This is a genomic window from Stenotrophomonas sp. YAU14A_MKIMI4_1 (assembly GCF_003086855.1).
GTDB lineage: Bacteria > Pseudomonadota > Gammaproteobacteria > Xanthomonadales > Xanthomonadaceae > Stenotrophomonas.
In genome coordinates this window covers 3,310,244-3,327,779 of sequence record NZ_CP025998.1, presented here as the reverse complement: position 1 = coordinate 3,327,779, position 17,536 = coordinate 3,310,244, and the positions used below count along the sequence as shown (strand labels likewise).

13 protein-coding genes are annotated in these 17,536 nt (G+C 66.6%); 7 read left to right on the top strand and 6 right to left on the bottom strand.

What is annotated here, in order from left to right; all coding sequences use genetic code 11:
- The first annotated feature begins 12 nt into the window (after positions 1 to 12).
- Complete coding sequence (gene mazG / locus C1931_RS15235; RefSeq protein WP_108756941.1) at positions 13 to 846, top strand: nucleoside triphosphate pyrophosphohydrolase; 834 nt, start codon at positions 13 to 15, stop codon at positions 844 to 846.
- Entirely contained in the window at positions 843 to 1,172 is a 330-nt protein-coding gene (locus tag C1931_RS15230) for a YnfA family protein (protein WP_108756940.1), read from the top strand. Before mazG ends, C1931_RS15230 begins: the two co-directional genes overlap by 4 nt.
- 204 nt (positions 1,173 to 1,376) lie before the next feature.
- On the opposite strand, the gene C1931_RS15225 is transcribed toward C1931_RS15230, so the two are convergent.
- Genes C1931_RS15225 through C1931_RS15205 form a run of 5 tightly spaced genes read right to left on the bottom strand, consistent with a single transcriptional unit; the run spans position 1,377 to position 8,271 of the window.
- Positions 1,377 to 2,564 (bottom strand): GDSL-type esterase/lipase family protein, encoded by a 1,188-nt coding sequence (locus tag C1931_RS15225; RefSeq protein WP_108756939.1) that lies wholly within the window; start codon positions 2,562 to 2,564, stop codon positions 1,377 to 1,379.
- Between the two features lie 18 nt (positions 2,565 to 2,582).
- On the bottom strand, positions 2,583 to 3,335 hold the full coding sequence (locus C1931_RS15220) for a glucose 1-dehydrogenase (RefSeq protein WP_108753884.1): 753 nt from the start codon (positions 3,333 to 3,335) through the stop codon (positions 2,583 to 2,585).
- A gap of 42 nt (positions 3,336 to 3,377) precedes the next feature.
- Positions 3,378 to 4,682, bottom strand: coding sequence for an MFS transporter (locus tag C1931_RS15215; protein WP_108756938.1), 1,305 nt, complete (start codon positions 4,680 to 4,682; stop codon positions 3,378 to 3,380).
- The gene (locus C1931_RS15210; protein WP_108756937.1) at positions 4,679 to 6,907 is read right to left on the bottom strand and encodes an oligoalginate lyase; all 2,229 of its coding nucleotides are present in this window, start codon (positions 6,905 to 6,907) and stop codon (positions 4,679 to 4,681) included. Before C1931_RS15210 ends, C1931_RS15215 begins: the two co-directional genes overlap by 4 nt.
- Positions 6,904 to 8,271 carry a polysaccharide lyase 6 family protein gene (locus C1931_RS15205; protein ID WP_234412832.1) on the bottom strand — a complete coding sequence of 456 codons (1,368 nt, stop codon included), beginning with the start codon at positions 8,269 to 8,271 and terminating at the stop codon, positions 6,904 to 6,906. Before C1931_RS15205 ends, C1931_RS15210 begins: the two co-directional genes overlap by 4 nt.
- Before the next feature lie 313 nt (positions 8,272 to 8,584).
- On the opposite strand from C1931_RS15205, the gene C1931_RS15200 reads away from it, so the two are divergent.
- The 5 genes from C1931_RS15200 to C1931_RS15180 all read left to right on the top strand — a co-directional run bounded on the left by C1931_RS15200 (position 8,585) and on the right by C1931_RS15180 (position 15,857).
- A complete protein-coding gene (locus tag C1931_RS15200) occupies positions 8,585 to 11,470 on the top strand; it encodes a TonB-dependent receptor (RefSeq protein WP_108756935.1) in 2,886 nt (961 codons plus the stop codon).
- A gap of 102 nt (positions 11,471 to 11,572) precedes the next feature.
- Positions 11,573 to 12,316, top strand: a complete 744-nt coding sequence (locus C1931_RS15195) for a FadR/GntR family transcriptional regulator (RefSeq protein ID WP_108750799.1) — start codon at positions 11,573 to 11,575, stop codon at positions 12,314 to 12,316.
- Positions 12,317 to 12,967: 651 nt separating this feature from the next.
- Positions 12,968 to 14,080: a glycine cleavage system aminomethyltransferase GcvT gene (gene gcvT, locus C1931_RS15190; RefSeq protein ID WP_108756934.1), complete on the top strand. Its 1,113-nt coding sequence runs from the start codon at positions 12,968 to 12,970 to the stop codon at positions 14,078 to 14,080.
- Between the two features lie 93 nt (positions 14,081 to 14,173).
- Positions 14,174 to 14,569: a glycine cleavage system protein GcvH gene (gcvH, locus tag C1931_RS15185; RefSeq protein WP_108756933.1), complete on the top strand. Its 396-nt coding sequence runs from the start codon at positions 14,174 to 14,176 to the stop codon at positions 14,567 to 14,569.
- 505 nt (positions 14,570 to 15,074) lie between these two features.
- Positions 15,075 to 15,857: a histone gene (locus C1931_RS15180; protein WP_234412831.1), complete on the top strand. Its 783-nt coding sequence runs from the start codon at positions 15,075 to 15,077 to the stop codon at positions 15,855 to 15,857.
- Positions 15,858 to 16,131: 274 nt separating this feature from the next.
- On the opposite strand, the gene C1931_RS15175 is transcribed toward C1931_RS15180, so the two are convergent.
- Positions 16,132 to 17,520 carry a serine hydrolase domain-containing protein gene (locus tag C1931_RS15175; RefSeq protein WP_108756931.1) on the bottom strand — a complete coding sequence of 463 codons (1,389 nt, stop codon included), beginning with the start codon at positions 17,518 to 17,520 and terminating at the stop codon, positions 16,132 to 16,134.
- Positions 17,521 to 17,536: the final 16 nt, after the last annotated feature.

The window sequence follows — 17,536 nt, the reverse complement described above, 5'->3', positions numbered from 1 at the left end:
CCTGGAGGCTGCATGAGCGATACCCCCACCGTCGGCAGTGCCGCCAGCACCGAACTGGAGCGCCTGCTGGGCATCATGGCGCGCCTGCGCGATCCGCAGGGCGGCTGCCCGTGGGATCTGCAGCAGGATTTCAGCACCATTGCGCCGTACACCATCGAAGAGGCCTATGAAGTAGCCGATGCCATCGATCGCGGCGACTTCGATGATCTGTGCGATGAACTGGGCGACCTGCTGCTGCAGGTGGTGTTCCATGCGCGCATGGCCGAAGAGCAGGGCAGCTTCGCCTTCGCCGATGTCGCCCGCGCGATCAGTGACAAGATGCAGCGCCGCCACCCGCACGTGTTCGCCGATGTGGACGTGGACGACGCCGATGGCGTGATGCGCAACTGGGACGCGATCAAGCGTGCCGAACGTGCGGCCAAGGGTGACCAGGATGGCTCGGCCCTGGCCGGCATCTCGCGCGGCCTGCCCGAATGGCAGCGTGCGGTGAAACTGCAGGCACGTGCCGCGCGGGTCGGCTTCGATTGGCCGGGCCCGTTGCCGGTGCTGGACAAGGCCGCCGAGGAACTGCAGGAACTGCGCGAGGAATTCGAGCGCGGCGATGTTGCCGGCAACAAGGCACGGCTGCAGGAGGAACTGGGCGACCTGCTGTTCGTCTGCGCCAACCTGGCCCGCCATGCCGACATCGACCTGGGCGCGGCACTGCGTGGGGCCAACCACAAGTTCGAGCGACGCTTCCGCGCCATGGAAGCGCAGGCCGAGGCACAGGGGGAAGCGCTGGCGGGGTTGGACCTGGATGCGCAGGAAGCCCTCTGGCAGCACGCCAAGGCCGCGGAAAAAGCGTGAAAACGCTGGGTCTGTTCCTGCTGACCGCGCTGGCCGAGATTGTCGGCTGCTATCTGCCGTGGCTGTGGCTGCGCAAGGGCGGCAGCGCATGGCTGCTGCTGCCGGCGGCGGCCAGCCTGGCCCTGTTCGCCTGGCTGCTGACCCTGCACCCCACCGCCAGCGGGCGCGTGTACGCCGCCTATGGTGGCGTGTACATCGGCACCGCGCTGTTCTGGCTGTGGCTGGTCGACGGCATCCGCCCCAGCCGCTGGGATCTGCTGGGCGCCGCCCTGTGCCTGGCCGGCATGGCCGTGATCATGTTCGGCCCGCGCGCCGCCGCCCCGTGAACGGTAGAGTCGAGCCATGCTCGACTTTTTTTTGCTGCGGCCTCGAACCCTGCTCGGCCGCTTCTGCTCTTCCGTAGAGTCGAGCTTGCTCGACTGCTTCTGCTCTTCTGTAGAGCCGAGCCATGCTCGGCTGCTTCCAGCAAGAGCAGTCGAGCAAGCTCGACTCTACCGAAGCGTTGAAGCAGTCGAGCAGGCAACAGCGGTTCAGCGCGGGGGCTGGCAGCCCAGCATGCCCAGGTCGATTGCTTCGGCCATGCGCCGGTAGCCCTCATCATTGGGATGCAGGTGGTCGCGGGTGATGTTGGCCGGCAAGGCTTCCGGCGCCGCCGGATCACGCAGCGCCGCATCGAAATCGACCACGCCATCGAAGCCGGTGTCCTTGCCACGCGCCCACTGGTTGATGGCCGTGCGCGTCGCTGCCGATACCGGCTCGTAGCGCTCGGAACCGCCAAACGGGGTGAGCGTGCCCAGCCACGCGCGGATGCCATGCGCCTGCACCCGCGCCGCCACCTGCCGGTAGCCCAGCAGCATGTCCGCTGCGTTGCGCCCCGGCAGGGGTTTGGCGCCCCCGCCGTTGCGGATGTCATTGATGCCTTCGAACAGGATGACCTGATCGGCATCGGCCACCGCGATCACGTCGCGATCCAGTCGCGACAGCGCGCTGTGGCTGCGGCCGTGGTCCAGCAGTTTGTTGCCGCTGATGCCCTGGTTGAGCACCACGAAACGGTCCGGACAGGCCTGTTGCAGGCGCTCGCCCAGCCGCTCGGGCCATTGGTTGAACGAGCCGCGCCGGGCGGTGGCCCCTTCGGTGATCGAATCGCCCAGGGCCACGATGACCTGCGGTCGGTCGGCGCGTTGCACCAGTACGGCGGAAAACACGTTCTGCTGGTAACTCACCTTCACCGTGTCGGCCACGCGATCCTGCTTGCCATCCACCACCCGCACCACCGTGCGGCGCACCGCCGGCCGTGTCGGCTGCGGGAACCACGCAGTCACGCTGATCTCCTGCAACGCCCCCAGCCGCAGCGGCAGCGTATCGCTCAGCAGCGCTGCGCCCACCGGCACCTCGATCGCGCTGCGTCCATCCACCGTCACCGCCAGTGGCGAGGCCTTTCCACCCTTCACCTGCACGCGTACATCTTCCACGCGCAGCGGCGTGGTGCCCAGTTCATTGCTGATGCGCAGCCGCAGTGCTTCGCCACGGCTGCCCACGCGCATGTCCTGGCGCACCGTCTGCGCGGCGAACTGCACCGGCGCCTCGGCCGTGCCGTCCTTGCGGTCCGGTGCCGGTGAAGCGGTCCAGGCGGTCACCCAGACCGGTGCGGCCTGGGCGACGGGGGTGGCCACGGCAGCGCCGAGAGCCAGCGAAAGCAGGGTGATCCAGCGCTGCATGGGAAGGGTCCGCTCAGGTCAGGAGAAGTAGGTGCCGCCGTTGACGTCCAGGTTTGCACCGGTGATGAAGGCCGCTGCGTCCGAGGCCAGGAACACCGCCGCATCCGCCGCCTCTTCCGGCACGCCCTGGCGGCGCAGCGGGGTCGCACCGGCGACCGCCGTGCGCACTTCCGGCTTGGTGAATTCATCGTGGAAGCGGGTGGCGATCATGCCGCAGCACAGTGCATTCACGCGGATGCCCTTCGGCCCCAGTTCCTTGGCCATGGCGCGGGTGAAGGTCATCACCGCGGCCTTGGCCGTGGCATAGATCGAAGCGCCCGGGCCGCCGCCATCGCGCCCTGCCTGCGAGGCAAAGTTCACGATGGCCGCGCCTTCGCCCATGTGCGGCACCACCGCGTGGGTGGTCAGGTAGGTGGAGGTGAGGTTCAGGTCCATCACGGTGTGGAAGAACGCCGGGTCGATGTCGGCCAGCGGGCGGCGCTGCACCATGCCGCCGGCCACGTTCACCAGCAGGTCGATGCGCTCACCGAACGCGGCCTGGGTGGCGGCCACCAGGCCGGCCACCGCAGCGGCGTCGGTCACGTCGGCGCGGTGCACGATGGCCTGGCCACCGGCGGCCTGGATGGCGGCCAGCGTGTCCTGCGCGCTGGCTTCGTCGTTGGCGTAGTTGATGCACACGCGTGCACCGGCGGCGGCCAGCTTGATCGAGACGGCGCGACCGATATCACGGCCACCACCGGTGACGATGGCCACCTTGTCCTTGAACGACATGCGGGAAACTCCTTGGTTTGCGGGGGAATGAAAAACGTGGGCTCAACGGCCGGGGCGGTCGAGCTTGTGGATCGGGCCGGTCCACCACCACAGCGCAGCCAGCGACAGCGGCACCAGGGCGGCGACAAGAATGAAAATGGGCGCGTAGGAATGGCGGGTCAGCACCGGCACCAGCCAGGTGGTGATCAGGGTGCCGGCCACGGCGGCCAGCCCACCCAGGCCGGCCAGGGTGCCCACCGAACGACCATCGAACAGATCGCCCGGCAGGGTCTGGATGTTGCCGATCGCCACCTGGAAGCCGAACAGCACCGCGGCAATGGCCAGCACCGCCAGCAGCGGCTGGTTGGCCAGCACTGCGCCCAGCAGGGCCGGGGCCATGATCACGCAGCCCAGCGAGATGGACAGCTTGCGCGCGCGGTCCACGCTGTGCCCGGCGCGGATCAGGCGCCCGGACAGCCAGCCACCGCTCAGGCTGCCCAGCATGGCGCCGACGAAGGGCACCCAGGCGAACAGACCGATCTGCTTGATGTCAAAGCCGAACGTTTCGGCGAGGTAGATCGGCAGCCAGGAAACGAACAGCCACCAGATCGGGTCCAGCAGGAAGCGGCAGGCCAGCATGCCCCAGCTCTGCCGATGGGCAAGCAGCGCACGCACGCTCACCTTCGGCGCGGCCACTGCCTGCTGCCCGGCCTGGTCTTCCTGGATCAATCGGCGTTCGGCGTCGCTCACCCAGGGGTGCTTGTCCGGCCCGGCGCGGTAGACGAACAGCCACGGCAGCAGCCACAGGAAGCCGATGGCACCGACCAGCACGAAGGTGCCGCGCCAGCCCAGCCACAGGTACAGGCCGGCGATGGCCGGTGCCGAGACAATCGCGCCTACCGACGCACCGGCGTTGAACACGCCCTGCGCCAGCGCCCGTTCGCGCGCCGGGAACCATTCCGCATTGGCCTTCACCGCGCCCGGCCATGCACCGGCCTCGCTGATGCCAAGCATCGCGCGCACCAGGCTGAAGGACAGGATCGAATGGGTGACTGCATGCAGGGCAATCGAGATCGACCACACGCTGATCGACAGCGCAAAGCCCAGCCGCGTGCCGATCATGTCGAACAGGCGGCCGAACAGGAACTGGCCGGCCGCGTAGAACAGCATGAACACCGTTACCAGCAGCGCGTAATCATCCTTGGTTGCGCCCACTTCCTTGGCGATCTCTGGCCACATCACCGCCAAGGCGTTGCGGTCGATGTAGTTGATCACCGTGGCCACGGCAATCAGGCCGACGATCAGCCAGCGCACCGCCGAACGTACCGGCACCTTGCGCAGGGTGGATACCACCGCCGGGCCGTTCATCGCGCGTCACCCTTGCTGCGGTCCATGCGCGCGTGGCTGCCGCTCCAGCGGTAGGCGTGGCCATCAACGGTCACGCTGTGCTCGCCCTTGGCGGTGCTGTCGTCGGCCACGCCCAGGGCGATGCGGGCGCCGCTGGCCAGGCGCAGTTCAATCACCTCGGCATCGCTGCCACGGCTGCGCACGATCTCCTTGATGCGGCTGTCGGCGCCGTGCACGTATTCGGCGGTGCCGTTGTACTCGCCATGCGGCTCCAGCACGCTGTAGAAGGTCACGTCCTTCTGCCCTTCCACGCGTTGCAGCAGGGCCGGTTCGCGGCGCAGGTTGAACTCCGGATCGTTGGCGCCGCTTTCCACCAGCAGGGCTTGTGCTGGCGCACTGCTGCCGAAGCGATAGGTGTAGAAGCGCCCATCGAGCAGCCAGGCCAGCGTGCGCGGTTCGCTGCCGGCCTTGCTGCGCGCATCCAGCCACAGGTGCTGGTAGCCGTTGTCGCTGCCCAGCACCGGGCGCTGCGCCGGGAAATGCTCGGCCTCGAAGCCGGTGGTGACGATGTGGCCGTTGAAGTGCAGCGGCAGGTCGTAGCGCGCGGCCTTGTCGCCGTGCACCTGCAGCAGGTCCAGCACCACCGGCAGGCCCAGTTCAGGATGGCGCAGCAGCGCCTGGGTGCGGGTGAACACCACGCCGGGGTAGGCATCGCGCATGCTGGCCGAGGCAATCTGCGTGTCGGCGTCGGCCTGGAAGAAGCGCACCTGCGGTGCAAGCTCTTCGCCGCGCTTCCAGTCGCCCTTGAAGTGGCTGGTCTCGTTCACCACCAGGGTGTTGTGGGCCACGGTCTGCTTGGCCCAGCTGCGGTTCTCGGCCAGGTAGATGCCGCCGCGCTTGGCTTCCACGTTCAGGAAGCGGGCCGCGCCGTAGTCGGTCACCACCGGGTTGCCGTTGTCGTAGAACAGCCAGTTGAGCTTGTCGAAATGCCCATGGCCCATGCCCTGCATGGTGTCCTTCTGCACCAGCGCCTGGCCGCGCTCACCGTTCATGCGCAGGATCGCCAGGCCACCGCGGTCGCCGGCCGGGCCATCGCGCAACAACAGGGGCCGGAAGTCGAAGGGCTTGGCCTTGTTGGCCGCCAAGGCCTGCGCCACCTGCAGGCCCTCGGGCGAAAGCAGCAGCCGTTTCTGTTTCTGCGCTACCGACAACAGGCGATCATCGCCGCTGCGCGCATAGGCAATGCCGATGCCGGCCACCAGTTCTTCGGTGTCGATGCCCTTGTCCAGGATCGCATCGTTGATCGGGAAGAACAGGCCGTCATAGCTGGTCTGCACCAGCACATCGACCGCCTTCAGCAGCACGCCATCGCGGCGCTGGAAGATCTTCCGCTGCGGTTCGTTGCGTTCGATGGCATTGGCGAACAGCAGGAACGGCGCCAATGCATAGCGCTGGTAGTACGGGCCTTCTTCGTAATAGCCATCGGGCGAGAACAGCAGGTCGACCTGGCGCAGGAAGCCGAACTGGTCATTCTTCTGGCTGCCGCGCAGCGATTTCTCCACCAGTTCCTGGTCACGCAGCACATAGCCGGTCATGCCGGTGGCCGCGACCGCCCAGGTCGCATGGTTGTGGATCTGGTCGTAGTTCTTCGGCTCGCTTACCAGGAACTCGGCCATCGGCCGGAACACCTGCGATTCGATGGTCTGGCGGTCGGCGGCGGGCAGCGCATCGCGGATCGCGTCGTAGCCCTGGATCGCGTTCACCAGCCACACCGAATCGTTCAGCACCTGCCAGAACACGCGGCCGGGAATCTGTCCGCGGCCTTCGGGGTGCGGGCCCAGGGTGGGGTAGAGCTTGGCGTACTGCAGCAGCATGTCGCGCGCGTAGTCGACATAGGCCTTGTCACCGGTCAGCCGGTACAGCGTGCCGGCCGCCAGCAGTGCCTGGTAATTGCGCTTGTGCTGTTCGTGGGTGCGGCCGCCGCCCTTGTCCTTCGGCACCGGCACGTCGATGCCGGCCTTCATCATCTTCTTCAGCGTTTTTTCCGCACGCGCCTGCTCCTTGGCGAACCAGGGGTAGCGGCTGCCCTCGCTGGCCATCTGCTGCCATTGCGCAGCGGTCACCAGCACCGGTGGGGTGTCGGCTTGGCGTGCGCTGGCCGCCGGTGCCGCCTGCAGCGGCAGGGCCGGCATCACGGCAGCGGGCAGGGCCAGGGCCAGGGAAACGAACAGCGGCTGCAACCTCATCGATCAACTCCGGTGTTGGTGCGTGACAGGGCAACCTCGCCCACCTTGGGGTACCAGTCCACCCCGGTTGCTTCGCGCGCGGTCATCGTCAGTGCCGCCTCGGCACCCACGGCCGGCAGGGCAGGGCTGGGCGCCCACAGGCCGCCGGCGGCCTGTTGCAGGGTGACGGTGGCGCTGGCCACCCCGCCGGGAAACACCGTGCTGGCCTGCGGTGACTGCACGTTGCCGGCGAAGGTGATGCCCGCCAGCGAACTGGCGGCGGTGGGCGGATTTTTGCTGTTGCGGTTGACGATCAGGTTGGCGCTGAAGCGGCTGTTGCTGGCGGCCACGTCCAGGCCCTTGGCCGGATCGTGGCCGACGCCGAAGCTGATTCTGGCCACATCGACGAAGGTGTTGCGGCTGATCGTGGCGTTCACTACCGGCGCGTAGCCGGACAGTGGCGGGTTGGCCTGGGCGTCCATCACCGCCAGCGCGGCGCGGTTGCTGGAACCGGCCAGGCGCTCGAAGTAGTTGTTGCTGACGGTCTGGTCGGCGTTGATCACGCGCACGCCGCCGGTACCGGCCTTGTCATCGCCCAGGAACACGTTGTCCAGTACACGGTTGCCGTTGCCATGGCGCAGGGTGAGCGCACCGGCCGAACGGTAGAACACGTTGCCGCGATAGGTATTGCCGCCGGACTTGTTGCTGATGATCTCGGTTTCGCCGTCGCAGCCTTCGAACCAGTTGTTCTCGATGGTGCTGTTGGAATCGCTCAGCGAGGTATCGCTGGTGCCCACGCGTATCGTCTCGCCACCGTTCACGCCCAGCGCCGGGCGCGGCCCGAACCAGGTGTGGTCGATGCGGTGCTGGTTGTCCAGGCCCTGGGTGGCATCGCGCACCACCACCACGGTCGGGCCGGCATTGGTCTTGCCGCGCAACTGGCTGTGGTCCAGGCGGTTGTGGCTGCCGTACAGCGATACCCAGTAGTCCTGGTCGCTGGCATCGGGGTTGCTGTAATCGTCGATCACCAGCCCGGTCACCCGGCTGTGGGTGGCCACGGCCTTGCTCGATTCGCGGAAGGCCACCACCGAATCCCCGGGGGTGTAGCCATCGCGGAACACCAGGTTGGACACCTGCAGGTAGCTGCCCGCCAGGCGAAGGTCGGAGCGGCCGCTCAGGATCACCTTGCCCGGGGTCTGTGCGCGCAGCACGATCGGCGCCGCCGCCGTGCCCTGTCCCTTCAGCAACAACCGGGTATCGGTCCAGGTGCCATCGGCCAGCACGATCTCGTCACCGGGCTGCAGCGCTGCGGCCGCGGTGGTGAACTCGGCGGCGTCGTGCACCAGCCAGCTGGCGGCCTGCGCCGAAAAAGTGGACAGGCACATTGCCAGTCCAGTGGTCAGGCAGGAAACCGAAAATGGTTTGGAACGGCGGTGCGGTAGCGATAAGAGGCGCATGCGAACCTTCCAGGGACAGTGTGAGTGTCGTTTCGGGGCGGGTATGTATACCACTTCGAGGTCTTTTGTAAGCCAGATTTCGCGCAAAGTCATGCTGCATCAGCACATAAGTTGACCGTGAATTGGTCTGAAACAAAGGTATTAAGAAAAACCCAGTCCAATTGGTTGACAACTTGCCATCGGCGTGCCGAAGCTGCGTCCCACGCCTGCCATCCAGGCGATCCTTTGGGAGGAGGAGACCATGCGGCGAACCGCCGGAGCAGTACGCAACACCTCGTTGTGCCCCACGCCACTGATCGTGGCACTGCTGGCAGCGCTGGCGGCCGTGCCCACCGTACAGGCGCAGTCGGCCGCGCAGGACCAGGATGCGACCACGCTGGACCAGGTGCAGGTCACCGGCATCCGCGAATCCATGCAGAGTTCGATCAACAAGAAGCGCGACGACACGGTCATTGCCGATGTGCTGTCGGCCGATGACATCGGCGATCTGCCGGCACCGTCGTTGGCCGATGCCATCGAAACCCTGACCGGCGCCGCGTCCACCCGTGACAAGACCGGCGCTTCTGAAATTTCGATCCGCGGCCTCGGCGCGTTCCTCAGCAGCACCAATTTCAACGGTCGCGAGATCACCAACGGCAGTGGCGATCGTTCGGTGAACTTCAACATGTTCCCGGCCGAGCTGGTCAACACGGTGGCCATCTACAAGACCCAGCGTGCGGACATCATCGAGGGCGGCGTGGCCGGCACCATCGGCCTGGAGACCGTACGTCCGCTGGAATATGGCAAGCGCGCGGCGCAGATCGACCTGCGCGGCAGCTGGGCCGAGTATGACAAGAAGTACCGCGACGACGATGGCATCGGCTACCGCGGCACCGCCAGCTATATCGATCAGTTCGAATTCGGCGATGGCCAGAAGCTGGGCATCTCGCTGGGCTTCCAGCGGCTGGACGGCACCGACCCGGAAGAAAGCATCACCAGCGGCTCCACCTGGTACGCCTGCAACGGCGCGCAGAACGTGGCCAACGCCAACTGCAACGAAGTGAGCGCGCAGGCCATCGCCAACGGGGCGCCGTACTACCTGGTGCCCAGCAGCCGCATCTATCGCTTGAAACAGGAACGCAACGATCGCCAGAGCGAGTTCGCCGCGATCCAGTGGCGGCCCAACGATGTGGTCGAGCTGAACGTGGACTTCGAGCATACCGACCGCAACTGGTATGAAAACCGCAGCGACCTCAGCCTGTCCAACGCCCGCCGCGGCATCACCCAGCGCGAGGTGGACGAGAACGGCATCGTGCGCCACCTGCACGGCAGCACCTCCATCGATTCCACGTCCAACCGCTACTGGCGCGGCGAGGAGTACACCGGTGGCGGCCTGAACCTGATCCTGCGCCCCAGCCCCGCCTGGGAACTGACCACCGATCTTTCCTACTCGCACACCAACCGCCTGGACAGCGAGCGCATGACCCGCCTGCGCGCCAACCAGCGCGACGTCAACAACGCCGTGGTGCCGGGTATCAGCAGCGGCGCCACCGGCTACGTGGACTACGACTGGGATTGGCACGGCGAGGTGCCCAGCATCGCGCTGGCGCCCAACTTCGATGTGAACAACTGGGATGCGTATTCGGGTGCGGCGCGGGTGACCTCCAGCGCCACCGAGAACGATCACAAGATCAAGGCCGGCCGCTTCGATACCAGCTTCACGCCCGAGTCGGGCTTCTTCACCCGCATCAAGGGCGGGCTGCGCGCCAGCCAGGCCGACTACCGCCTGCGCGACAACACCTTGGTCACCGACTACGACCAGCGCGTGGCCGCCGACAAGGCGAAGATCATCGCGGCGAACAAGGCGTGTCGTGCGCCGTTCCCGCAGGACGACTTCATGGACGCCTCCAGTGGCAACACGATCTCGTCGTGGGCGTACTTCGATCCGGACTGCCTGTACCAGTCGTTCCGTGGCAGCCTGGCCAGCGGCCTCGATCCGGATTTCCAGGATCCCAACAACGTCGATGTCACTGAAAAGACCCGCGCGCTGTACCTGATGGGCGAATTCAGCAGCACCCTGCTGGGCCTGCCGGTCAGCGGCAACGTCGGCCTGCGCTGGGTGAAGACCGATGTGCGTTCCGAAGGCGTGCGCACCGATCTTGTGGTGCTGGACAACGGCGATGGCACCCTTCGCCTGCAGCCCACCGGCAACTACACCACGCAGGTGTTCAAGGCCGGCAATGACAAGCTGCTGCCCAGCCTGAATGCCGCTTTCGAACTGCAGCCGGACCTGCTGCTGCGGGTGGGCGCCTACCGGGCGATGTCGCGTCCGGATATCGCCGCGCTGGGGGCAGGGCGCACCATCAATGTCAGCAGCGATGCCACCTACAGCGACCTGGCCGACGCGCTGGATGACATCAGTGCCAGCGGCAACCCGGCCGCGCAGCCGTTGATGTCCTGGAACGGCGATCTGTCGCTGGAGTGGTACCCGAACCCGGACACGATGCTGGCCGGTGCGGTGTACTGGAAGCAGTTCAACGGCGGCACCGCCACCGCGCTGGTGCCGGAAACCTACACCCTCAACGGGCAGACGGTGACCGTACCGGTGCGCCAGCAGGTCACCACCGATGAGGACAGCACGCTGACCGGCTTCGAGCTGACTGCCACCCACCGCCTGTCCTATCTGCCCAAGCCGTTCGACGGGCTGGGTTTCAAGGTCAGCTACAACTACGCCGATGCCGATTACCAGACCCAGGATTCGCGGTTGGGCGAGCAGGTAGCCGCCGATGGCAGCATCATTCCCGCCATCGTGCCGCCGGCCGGGCTGAGCGGTTTCTCGCGGCACGTGCTGTCCGGCTCGATCTACTGGGACGTCGGCCGCTTCAACATCCAGGCCATCGGCAAGTTCCGCTCGCACTACTACCAGGATTTCACCGGCAACACCGCGCAGCAGAACCGCTACTACGATGACAACACCAGCGTGGACCTGCGCATGCGCTACCGGGTCAGCAAACAGCTGTCGCTGTCGTTGGAGCTGATGAACCTGACCAACGAACCGCGCGTGGCCTACCAGCCGCTTTACGGCAACTTCCGTGAAGTGGTGAGCTACGGGCGACGCGCGTATTTCGGTGTACGATACAAGTTCTGAACAGGGCGGCGCGGCCACAGGTCGCGCCGTCGCTCCAACCGGACCCGCACCGCGCACGGTGGCCCGGGACGGGCCCGGAGGGAACCGCCAAGGGTCAGCCGCATGTCCGCCAACCGTCTCTACCAGACCATCGCCGCCAAGCTCCGCTCGTTGATCGAGGGCGGTGAATTCCCGCCGGGTTCGCGCCTGCCGGGCGAGCGTGAGCTGGCCGAGCGTTTCGGCGTCAGCCGGGTGACCATCCGCGAAGCCGAGATCGCCCTGGAAGCGCAGGGCTGGATCGCCATCCGCATCGGTTCGGGCGTCTACGTGAAGCCGCGCCCGGCGCAGGCCAGCGGCGGCCTGCCCGATGTCAGTGCTTTCGACCTTACCGCCGCGCGTGCCGTGTTCGAGGCCGAAGCAGCGGCGCTGGCGGCCGGCAACATCGATGACGCCGGCATCGCCGAACTGCAGGTCCTGGCCGAAGCACTGTGCCGGCGCGACCTGACCGATGCCGAGGCGGGCGACTTCGATCGCCGTTTCCACCTGACCATCGCGCGGCTGTCCGGCAATCCGGTGGTCGAGTATTTCGTGCAGCAGATCTGGCGCATGCGCAGCGAGCTGCCGCGGGTGACCGAGGTCTACGCGCGGGTCTGCCATGACGACGGCGCCAGCCGCGCCGACGAGCACATGGCCATTTTCGAAGCACTGCGCAGCCGCGATCCGGTGGCCGCGCGCAATGCCATGCGCCACCACTTCCAGCGCCTGTTCGAGGCGATGCTGGCGGCGACCGAAAGCCAGGCCCTGGAAGAAATCCGCCGCCGCACCCAGCAGGACCGCGAACGGTTCCTGGCCACCACCCGCATCTGAGGGTTCCAGCCAACGGCGCAGCCCCTCGTGGGGTGGCCGGCGGTGGAGTCGACTGGCATTGCGAGCCGGGTCGGGCGGGTTGGGTTCGCGGGCGACGCCGTGAATCCGTCCCTGGAGGCTTGGCCGCGGCATCCATGCCGCGGACACCCCCGCGAACCCAACCCGCCCGACCCCCGACAGTTTCCGTGCGCGTCCAGCCCACGGAAAAGAAATAAAGAGCGAAAAGCAAAAGCCGGCTCCCCGGGGTCGGATCCCTTTCCGCAGGAAAGGGCTCCGACCCCTCTCCATATATATATCGACATCCAAATCCGCCCTTGCCCCTGCCTTTGCCGTCCGTCACCGGTGAACCCGGAAGGGTGGGGTGGTGTGGGGTGGCGGGACCGCAGGCGCCATGGATGGCGCCTACGAGCCCCCATGGACGGGTTTACGGCGTGTCCCGCCACCCCACACCGCCCCGCCCACGCCGAATCAACCCAGAGCCGAAGTGCTCTGGCTGTGGCTCTGGCTCTGCGCTCTGGCGTATAGAAAGCGCCGCCGGCCGCAGGCCGGCCCAACACACACACACACGCCCCCCGCTGCGCTGCGGCACGCCTGCCGCCGACCGATCTGGGATAATGCGCGTTCTTGTTTCCTCTGCTGCCGGACCCGGTCATGACCCAGAAGACGCTGCTCAACGATACCCACCGCGCCCTCGGCGCCAAGATGGTCGATTTCGGGGGTTGGGACATGCCCATCCACTACGGCTCGCAGCTGGACGAACACCACCTGGTGCGTCGCCAAGCCGGCGTGTTCGACGTCAGCCACATGACCGTGGTCGACCTGCGCGGCGAGCAGGCCAAGCCGTTCCTGCGCCGCCTGCTGGCCAACTCCATCGACAAGCTGAAGGTGCCGGGCAAGGCCCTGTACTCGTGCATGCTCAATGCCCGCGGCGGCGTCATCGACGACCTGATCGTCTACTACCTGGCCGACGATTTCTTCCGCATGGTGGTCAACGCCTCCACCCGCGAAAAGGATCTGGCCTGGCTGCGCGAACAGGCCGCACCGTTCGGCGTAAGCGTGGAGCAGCGCCCGGACCTGGCCATCCTGGCCGTGCAGGGCCCGCAGGCCCGCGACAGCGTCGCTGGCCTGGTCGGCGGCGCCGACCGCGAGGCGCTGGCCAAGCTCACCCGTTTCGCCGCCCTGCAGGTCAAGGCCAACGACGGCGTTGAACTGTTCGTTGCCCGCACCGGTTACACCGGCGAAGACGGCTTCGAGATCCTGCTGCCGCAGGACGCGGTGGTCGCGTTCTGGAACCGCCTGATCGACGCCGGGGTGAAGCCGGCTGGCCTGGGCGCGCGTGACACGCTGCGTCTGGAAGCGGGCATGAACCTCTACGGCCAGGACATGGACGAAGAGATCAGCCCGTATGAAGCCGCGCTGGCCTGGACCGTGTCGCTGGACGAAGGCCGCGACTTCATCGGCCGCGATGTGCTGGAGGCGCAGAAGGCCGCCGGCACCGCGCGCCAGATGATCGGCCTGGTGATGGACGAGAAGGGCGTGCTGCGCCACGGCCAGGCGGTCACCACCGCCAGCGGCCAGGGCGAGATCCTGTCCGGCACCTTCTCGCCCAGCCTGGCCAAGGGCATCGCGTTTGCCCGCGTGCCGGCAGGCGAACTGGGCCAGGTGACCGTGGACATCCGCGGCCGCCAGGTACCGGTGCGCGTGGTCAAGTTCCCGTTCGTGCGCGAAGGCCAGGCCCAACCGGGCGTGCTTGTCGACGCGTGATGCGAACGTGCCGGTCGTCACTGACAGCAGTGGCGGCCGGTTGGTTACACTAGCCCCGTTCTTTCCACACCCCTGTATTCCTGGAGCAGTTCCATGAGCGAGATCCCCGGCGACCTCAAGTTCCTCAAGTCCCACGAGTGGGCCCGCGTCGAAGGCAATGGCCGCGTTACCGTTGGTATTTCCGACCACGCCCAGGGCCTGCTGGGTGACCTGGTCTATGTCGAACTGCCCGACGTCGGCGCCGACGCCAAGGCCGGCGAGCAGATCGCCGTGGTCGAATCGGTGAAGGCGGCTTCGGACGTCTACAGCCCGATCAGCGGCAAGGTGGTCGAGGTCAACTCGGCGCTGGCCGACAAGCCGGAAACCATCAACGAAGATGCCTACGGCGAAGGCTGGATGTTCGTGGTCGAGCTGTCCAACGCCGAAGAGCTCAACGAGCTGCTGGATCCGGACGCCTACGCCGAAGCACTGGAAGACGAGGACCACTGAGTCCTGGTTTCCGGCGAACACCAGCGGCCACCTTCGGGTGGCCGTTTTCGTTTCTGCACCCGCGTCAGCCAGGACCGAAGGTGCGTGTGCCGGGTGCGCGTGGCGGCCATCGCTGCGCGCGAACGATGCGTTCGGGCTTGCGCAGTTTTGCGCAAATCCGTGTTTCGGCACCCGCGGAACTGCACCCGGATGTGAAAAGTTTTTACCCCCGTTGCGGGTCCGTTTCGAGAGCGGCTTCCGCCATCGTGCGGTAGCGACGACGACCGCACGTGCGTGCTGCGCCAGCCACTGCCTATCAACGCAGAGTGCTTATTTCAAGTGTTTTTTATTCAACGTGTTGGTCGGCACGTGCGCCGTCGCACCGCCTTGCAGCGCTCGAACCGGCGCGCGGCGGGTGCTGCCGGGCCCGCAGCGGGCGCGCCGCCAAGGCGCCGCGATGTGAAAATTTTTCGCGGGGGTTGTTGACAGTAAAAAAAACCGTGATTAGGTTTCGCCTCAGCAGACCTTGCCTGCCCAACCGAGTGCGCCGAATCAATCGTCCGATGCGAAGCAATCCCTCCAAGACCACCGCGATCCTCAAGACGGTGGACAGGGCCCTGCTTCCCCCGGAGAAACGCACGGCACTTTCCTTTCCGATGTCCGTCCCGCCGACCGGGGCCGACATTGCCGCATCCGTAACGGCGCGCCTGACGCGCCGGCGGTCCCCGCACGCAGCATCGGCGGGTTTGATCCACCTGGGCGTTTCAACTCCCTATCACTGACGAGGAGCCATCCCATGGCAACCAAGAAAGCTGCGAAAAAGAAGCCCGCCGCCAAGAAAGCGGTGAAGAAGGTCGCGAAGAAGGTCGCTGCCAAGAAGGCAGTGAAGAAGGTCGCGAAGAAGGCAACGGCAAAGAAGGCGGTGAAGAAGGTCGCCAAGAAGGTCGCCAAGAAGACCACTGCGAAGAAGGCAGTGAAGAAGGCGGCGAAGAAGGTAGCCAAGAAGCCGGCAAAGAAGACCGCGAAGAAGGCCGTCAAGAAGGTCGCCAAGAAGGCAGTGAAGAAGACTGCCAAGAAGGCCGCCAAGAAGACCACCGCCCGCAAGCCGGCCAAGAAGGTCGCCAAGAAGGCAGTGAAGAAGGCCGTCAAGAAGACTGCCAAGAAGGCCGTAAAGAAGACCGCGAAGAAGGCCACCAAGAAGGCTGCCCCGAAGAAGGCAGCGAAGAAGGTTGCCAAGCGCAAGCCGGCCGCCCGCAAGAAGAAGGCCGCTCCGGTCGCTCTGCCGGCCACCCCGGCACCGCTGATCTAAGTTCCATCCCGATCGCCGTACCCTGAAACCCCTTCCCTGTTGCCCAGCAGGGAAGGGGTTTTTTTATGCCCGCGCGCCGTGCGACGCCCTTGTAGAGTCGAGCTTGCTCGACTGCTCCACCGCCTTTGTAGAGTCGAGCTTGCTCGACTGCTTGGCTGGGCAGTCGAGCAAGCTCGACTCTACGAAGCCCGAGCAGTCGAGCAAGCTCGACTCTACGAAAGCAAAAAGGGCGACCCGCAGGCCGCCCTTTCCAGGTTTACCGGCGTGTGCCGGCTCAGCGCGGCGAGGCCACCGCGCGGTTGCTCGAAGCACCCTTGCCCTTGCGCTTGTCCTGCGCCGGAGCAGCACCGTCGGCCATCAGGCTGTCGCTGCCGAAGTCGGTATCCACGTCCAACCAGCGCTGTGCGGGCAGGCCCAGGGCCGAATCGAGCACGGTCGGCAGCAGGCCGCTGGGCAGGCTGCTTTCACCGTTCCACATGATCGCAATGCCCAGGTCGCGTTCGGGCACCAGCGCCACCAGGCCGCGGTAACCCTGCACGGCGCCGGCATGGAAGACCACGTCGTGGCCGGCGTAATCGAACGTGCGCCAGCCCAGCGCGTAGCCGGCCGAATGCAGGCGCTCGCGGCGCCAGCCCGAACGCATCTCGCCCGGGGTGTTGATCAGGCTCGAATGCAGGGTGGCCAGCAGCGGTGCCGGCAGTACGTCGGGGCGGTGGCCGGTGTGGGCCAGCAGCCACTGCGCCATGTCGCTGGCGCTGGCGTTCACGCCTGCCGCCGGGGCGACGCGGTAGTAGGTCGGCTTCGGGGTCAGCGACACCCAGCCGTTGCGGCTGCGCACGTGCGGACGCGCCCAGCGCGAGCTGGCCTGGATGCCGGCCAGGCCCATGCTGGCATCGTTCATGCCCAGCGGCTTGAAGATGCGCCGTTCCACGGATTGTTCATAGAAGCTGCCCGAAGCGGCATAGACCACATCGCCAATCAGGCTGAAGGCCACGTTCTGGTACGCGTAGCAGTCACCCGGCAGGCACTTCAGGCTGGTATTGGCCAGCTTCTGGGTCAGCGTGTAGTACTCGGCGTTGCCTTCGATGTCGCGGTCGTAGGCGTTGTAGGGCAGGCCCACGCGGTGGCTCAGCACGTCGGCCACCGTCAGGCGGTCGGTTGCTTCGGGCGAGTTGAGGCGGAAGCCGGGCACGTAGTCGGTCACCTTGCTGTCCCAGCGCAGCGTGCCATCGTTCACCAGCAGGCCGGCCATGGTGCCGGCGAACGCCTTGGACAGCGATGCCAGGCGGAACACGGTGTGGGCATCGACCGGCAGCGGGTTGTTGACATCGGTCACGCCATAACCGCGCGCGCTGATCACCCGGCCGCCCTGCACGATGGCCACGGCCATGCCCGGCACGCGCTCGCCGTAGGTCAGCTGCTGCGCCATCGATTCGATGTTGGCCACGTTGAACCCGGCCGCCGGCAACTGCACCTGCGGCACCAGCCCGGTACGGTAGGCGGCCGGCTGGGTGTGGGCCACGCCGTGGGATTCGATGTTGGCCGGCAGCGGCGGCAGCGGCGGCGGCGTCTGCGCGGTGGTGGACAAGGCAACGGGCATGAGCATGCCCAGCAAACCAGTGGTCGCCGATCGGATCGGACGACGCAGGCTGTTCTTTTTCATCGAGGTGACCCGTGCG